Source organism: Algoriphagus faecimaris, assembly GCF_900101705.1.
Classification (GTDB): Bacteria; Bacteroidota; Bacteroidia; order Cytophagales; family Cyclobacteriaceae; genus Algoriphagus; species Algoriphagus faecimaris.
Genome location: NZ_FNAC01000067.1, coordinates 6,277 through 11,936, shown reverse-complemented (window position 1 = coordinate 11,936; position 5,660 = coordinate 6,277). Strand labels below are relative to the sequence as shown.

The window sequence follows — 5,660 nt, the reverse complement described above, 5'->3', positions numbered from 1 at the left end:
CAAACTATGAGTAGCCCCGTATGAAGCAGTGAGGAACGAACTGCGAAATGCGGGGTATTAGGTTTTACGACGGTGCCAGCGCTGGCCCGTGGTTTTCTCGGAAATCTCGATACCTATGCCAGCAAGAACTTGTTCGCCGTGGCGAATGGAAACGATTATTGATGAATTGAGAGGAAGTGCGATGGAGTTTTGGGAAGGAATTGTAAAGGGTTCTGGATTCAAGGTTCCTGCCACGGCCAAGAAATATTGGGGAGCTGAGGAATTGATAGGAAGTTTGGAGGAATGGAAGTTTGGAAGATAGACATCCTTGCCGCTGCTTCATATACGCTTGATTACTTAAAGGAAGCAAGGCATGGATTGCGTCTAATAGGACTTTGGATGGTAAAAACACAAAGATTCAGTAGTTTTTGGATTGAAAATCCTACGATAGGAACTCGGGATTTCAAATTCCGAGGAGCGGAAGACTTTGCGCCAAATTGGGCATGGCATCAGGCAAGGGCAATATCCTTTGTCTATTGATGAAGGAGTTTAATTCAAATTGATTTTTGAAGATTGTAACTCTTTTGCTTCTACACTTGCTTTAGCATGTTTTTTAGCGGTATTCCTGCTTTTTAATTCAAGGACACGAGGTTGTTTCTGCACTTTCCTTTTTACATACTTGACGGTGATTTTGTCCAACCTGTACCCTAGAAATAATGCCAAAAATGAAATCACAGGAAGGGCAATGTGATCAGAAAGATCTCCCATCAAGAAAATCAAAAGGATAAATCCGAATTGTAATGCTCCTAGCGTCAAGGCCACTTGATCGTGTCTCAAGCCCATTCTCATCATGAAATGATGAATGTGGCTTTTGTCGGGAGACATAGGTCCTTTTCCTTGGGAAATTCTCCTAGCAAATACCCTTGCCATGTCGTAAAGTGGATAGAGCATTAATACAATCCCCACTGTAAATACCGGTTTGAAATGCATAAAATCACCCGCAGGCAAGGCGGCATTGTGCTCCATGAATGCTAAAATCAGTGCGCCTTGGGTGAATCCCAACATTAAGGATCCGGTATCTCCCATAAAGATCTTGGCAGGATGCCAATTGAAGGCTAAAAACGCTACAATGCTTCCTAAAAAGACAAAAGAAAGCACCGCATAACTTTCCAGTCCCTGTAGCATAAACCAAGTTCCTAAGAAACCAAATACAAGGAGTGCCATAGAACCAGCCAAGCCATCGAGTCCATCAATCAAATTGAAGGCATTGGTCAAAGCCAAGAGTACAAAGGCTGAAAAACCATACGATACGAGCAAGGGAAGTTCGTCGATACCTAAAAAACCATGGAGATCTTTAATACGAATGTCAGCTGCTACTACCACCAAGATCACTGCAATCAACTGACCTACGATTTTTTGGCTTGCTTTGAGTTCGACCATATCATCTCTAAGCCCAACAAAAAACATGATTACAATAGCGCCAAGCAGGTAGCGAATGTCAGGAAGGGAAAACTGCCAAGCCCAGATCGCCATGGCTACCAAGGCCGCAATGAAGATGGCGATTCCTCCCATTGAGGGGATGAACGATGTGTGAATTTTTCGTCCACCCGGGGTATCTCCGATTTTTGCTTTTCGAAGAACCTTGATCAGTATCGGCATACTCAACATACCCACTGAAAAAGCCGAAAGTGCTGCTAGGAAAAAAAACATGATAAAAACGTTTAACGATTCAAATTTAATAAAACTGATTACAAATGCCTTGCCATTAACAATTTATTAATCAATGAGATAGTTATTTGAAATTTTGTAAATTCTCAAAATTTCATTTCAAGAAATATTATCTACCAATCAAATACATTTTCATGGTTATATAATGAAATTTATATCCATCTTATTGGCTACAAGAAAATTTTACTCCCCCTCTCCTTGCATCTCTGCTTGATGCGCACAACATAAATTGATGCCGATTTCACAACTGCAGAAGCAAGGGACAATTCTATTTTTCTGGCTAGGCTAAAACTGATTGCACCTGAAAATCAGATTGAATTGGGGACCTGATTGATTTATGAGTTAATAAATTAGTTAACTTCTTCTTCTCAGGGCTCTTTTCCACCAAGGCAATTGGACTTCCTCATGGTAACCGTAGGAATTTCCTCCGTAACCGTAACCATATCCGTAGCCATATCCGTAGCCATAACCCTTGTCTATATGGACGTCATTTAGGATACCATAGATTTTAGAAACTCCACCCTTTTCTACCAGGTTGTTGAGCACTTCAGTATTACCCTTCATCGAGTAACCCTGACGGAAAACAAAGAAAGAGATATCGGCAAAGCTGAAGAGTTCTTTTGTCTCGGATACCAACCCTACCGGTGGACAGTCAAAGATTACCACATCGTAAGCCTGTTTGATTTCTTCTATGATCTTGCCAAATTTATCCTGAAGAAGGAGTTCGGCCGGATTAGGAGGAATGGGTCCGGAAAGAATCACATCGAGGTCTTTATGACCGGTGGATTTGACAACCTCTTTCCAGGAAATATCAGAGCTTAGGGCGGTACTCATCCCTTTGTCATTAGGCAGCCCAAAATCCTCTGCAATTTTAGGCTTGCGAAGATCCAAGCCGATAAGGATGGTCTTTTTCCCCATCAGGGAGAAAACAGAGGCCATGTTGATAGAGACAAAGGTTTTTCCTTCTCCTGAGATGGAAGAGGTGAAGAGTACTGCAAACTTATCCCGGTTAGGACTGAGGTAGGACATATCAGCCCTGAGAGAACGGAATGACTCGGTAACTGTGGACCTAGGATTATTCAATACCGGCAGATTATCCTCTGTCATACTTCTTCCAATCATGGAAATCAGAGGCACTTTGATGGCTTTTTCCAGTTCTTTAGGATCTTCAATTTTTGTATTTAAGAAGTCTTTTACGGTGATGAAACCGATAGGAATGATTAGTCCTAAGATCAACCCGATCAATAAATTTAAACTTCGCTTAGGTGCTACAGGCTGTTGTCCCGCCTTTGCATAATCCAATATCTTATTTTTAGGCATATTGGATGCCATGGTGATTTCAGCTTCTGCTTTTTTCTGAAGCAGGTAGATGTAAATATTCTCGTTGATCGTAAACTGCCGGGTATAGCTCAGTAAGTTTCTTTCTGTGGCAGGAAGAGCATTGATGTCCCGTTCGATCATTTGAATACGGCTATTGACATCTGCCAAAGTATTCTGAGAGTTCTGAACTGCAGATCGGACATTTTCCTTTAGGGCATTGGAGGTGCTTTGAATCCGGGAGTTAATATCCCTCATCTGAGGGGTTTGATCATTGAAAGTGGCCGATATTCTTGCCCGGTCTGCTTGGAGTTCGGAGAGGCTTTCGACCAATGAAGTAAGCAATGCGTCGCTAACTCCCACAATGGCCGGTGCTACCAAATCTCCCAATTGATTATTATCCAGATAAGACTGTAGGGTTTCCAGGTATTTTAGGTTCAGCTGAATTTGACTTTTCTCTTTTTCGAGTTCGGTCAAGCGTTCAAAAATCAGGGAACCTTCTTGGGAAAGGTTGAAGATTCGATTTTTGGATCGGTATTCTTGGAGTTGGCTTTCGGAGTATTCGAGGGAATCAGAAATGCCGCTTAATTGCTGTTCGATGAAGCGGATGGTATTTTCAGAGGCTTGGTTCTTTTCATCCAATTCCCTTTTGAGGTATTGCTCCATCAGGGTATTGATGTAATTTTCCCCTAATCTTCTCAGGGGAGTTTCCATGGAAAGGGTCAAGATGGCGGCCTGCTTATTTAGAGGGGCGGCCTGTAAATCATTTCGCATGGACAAAGCAAGGCTTGGCGTATCAATCATTCTAAAAAAATAGATTTCGCCAGGTAGGCCTGAGATCAAATTGATGGTAAAATGATAAAACTCACCTTTAATTTCCTCCCCAAATGAGTAGATAGATTTGGGTAAGGAAAAGTTTTCTAATCTGCTTTTATAAAAAGGATCCTTGGGGTTAAAGACGGAGAAAGCATCCTCTTCAATGCTTAATTCGAAGGTATTGTTATCCAAAACTTCCATCCGAAAAAGTCCGCCTACCAGCTGGGCTTGGTTCCAATCCAAAGAAACATAAAAGGGGGTATTCCCATAGATTTGTCTTGGCTTGAACAAATCATCTTGGAAATAGGCCACATTCAAGTCCATTTCTTGAATGGTAGATTCAGCCAAAGAATAGGATTTCAAAATCCCCATTTCATTGTCAATGTTGCTTTTACCCTGAATGCCCAATCCTGCAGATTCAAATAGGTCAGCACCCAGCGTAGGTTTATCGTCAACCACTAGAATGGTTGATTCCACTTTGTAGACTGGAGTAGTGTACCTATTAAAGAAAAAGGCAACCAGTACACCCAAAAACATACAAAGGAGAATTGCAGGCCAATATTGCAAATAATTAAAGAGAAGAACTTTCAGATCAATTTCATCCTCTTGATTGACCAAGAACGGGTTGGGGTTGGTATTAGTTGGATTAGGTTGATTCGGATACATCAGTATTAACGGGTAAAGGTATTGATCAAAAGTACGGATACCGTGATGGCGGAGATCACCAAAGAGAGAGATTGAGCTGCATTTTCCCCTGCACCTACCTCACGAACTTTCATAGGTTCGGCATACAGTTGGTCATTAGGTTGTATGAAGTAGAAAGGAGAGCGAATGATATTTCTATCGTTGAGGTTGATTCGATGCAATCGGGTTCCGTCGGGATATTGGCGGATGAGCAGAATTTGATCTCTTTTGGCGATATTGGTAAGATCTCCTGCATTGGCAACCGCCTCAAAAATGGTCATTCTGTCTTGAAGTACTACAAATTTACCAGCCCTTCTAAATTCACCTAAAGCAGCATATCGGATTCCTCCCAATTTTACTTTAACGAAAATTTCATTTTTCAAAAACTCTCTAAGCTTTTCCTCAATTGCAACACGCGCTTCTTCTAGGGTAAGGTCTTTCACCATAACATCACCGACAATGGGAAGCTTAATCATTCCATTTTTATCTACAGAGTAGCCGGTCATGTAATAAATATCTCCTCCAGTTTGACCTGCCATTGCTCCCATCTGATTATTCATTCCCGTTGGCGTATTATTAAATCCTTTTTCAATAATATCCTGGGCGGTTTGGACATTGACATCGATGATGTCATTGTATTGGAGTTTGTAGTCCGGGATTTCATATTCGATCAATTCCCCCTCTTTAATTTCAGGATAATTTTCCAGATTTTGGAGGTAGATGATTTTCTCATTGGATACACAGCCGATGGCTATGAAAAATATCAGGGAAAGATAAAGCCCTGCGCGCAGCTTCCGCATAATAAATAAGGTTTTGATAAACTGGTCAAAAACTGGACAAACTTAGGTAAAATCTGTAAAAAAGGGATGAAAAATGTACAAGCGTAGGTAAAGGTTTTTTGTCAATGTATTTGAAATACAGGTAAGTGTATTTTGTATTGATGAAGGGGAGGCAGATGATGAACTAATGAATTGATTAACTAGGGAATTGATAGGGAGTGCGTTGGAGTTTTGAGTCAGGGTTGTTCAGGGTTCAAGGTTCCCCACAAGCAGGATTGATGAACTGTCGAACTGTTTAATTGATGGGAAGTTGTCAGGAAGTTTGGAAGAATGGAAGTTTGGATGTTGCAGATCCTT

General features: G+C 41.3%; 5 protein-coding genes. 2 read left to right on the top strand and 3 right to left on the bottom strand.

Annotated elements, in window-relative coordinates; genetic code table 11:
- Positions 1-115: 115 nt before the first annotated feature.
- Together BLQ57_RS21030 and BLQ57_RS19955 are read left to right on the top strand one after the other, a co-directional pair.
- On the top strand, positions 116-301 hold the full coding sequence (locus BLQ57_RS21030) for a hypothetical protein (RefSeq protein ID WP_139162840.1): 186 nt from the start codon (positions 116-118) through the stop codon (positions 299-301).
- Complete coding sequence (locus BLQ57_RS19955; protein ID WP_087939708.1) at positions 283-519, top strand: hypothetical protein; 237 nt, start codon at positions 283-285, stop codon at positions 517-519. The genes BLQ57_RS21030 and BLQ57_RS19955 overlap by 19 nt, the downstream gene beginning before the upstream one ends.
- A 9-nt stretch (positions 520-528) precedes the next feature.
- Here BLQ57_RS19955 and BLQ57_RS19950 read toward each other — a convergent pair whose 3' ends face one another.
- The 3 genes from BLQ57_RS19950 to BLQ57_RS19940 all read right to left on the bottom strand — a co-directional run bounded on the left by BLQ57_RS19950 (position 529) and on the right by BLQ57_RS19940 (position 5,324).
- A complete protein-coding gene (locus BLQ57_RS19950; protein ID WP_087939709.1) occupies positions 529-1,689 on the bottom strand; it encodes a glycosyltransferase family 4 protein in 1,161 nt (386 codons plus the stop codon).
- A gap of 372 nt (positions 1,690-2,061) precedes the next feature.
- Complete coding sequence (locus BLQ57_RS19945) at positions 2,062-4,506, bottom strand: GumC family protein (protein ID WP_087939710.1); 2,445 nt, start codon at positions 4,504-4,506, stop codon at positions 2,062-2,064.
- Between the two features lie 5 nt (positions 4,507-4,511).
- Positions 4,512-5,324, bottom strand: coding sequence for a polysaccharide biosynthesis/export family protein (locus BLQ57_RS19940; protein WP_087939711.1), 813 nt, complete (start codon positions 5,322-5,324; stop codon positions 4,512-4,514).
- Positions 5,325-5,660 lie beyond the last annotated feature (336 nt).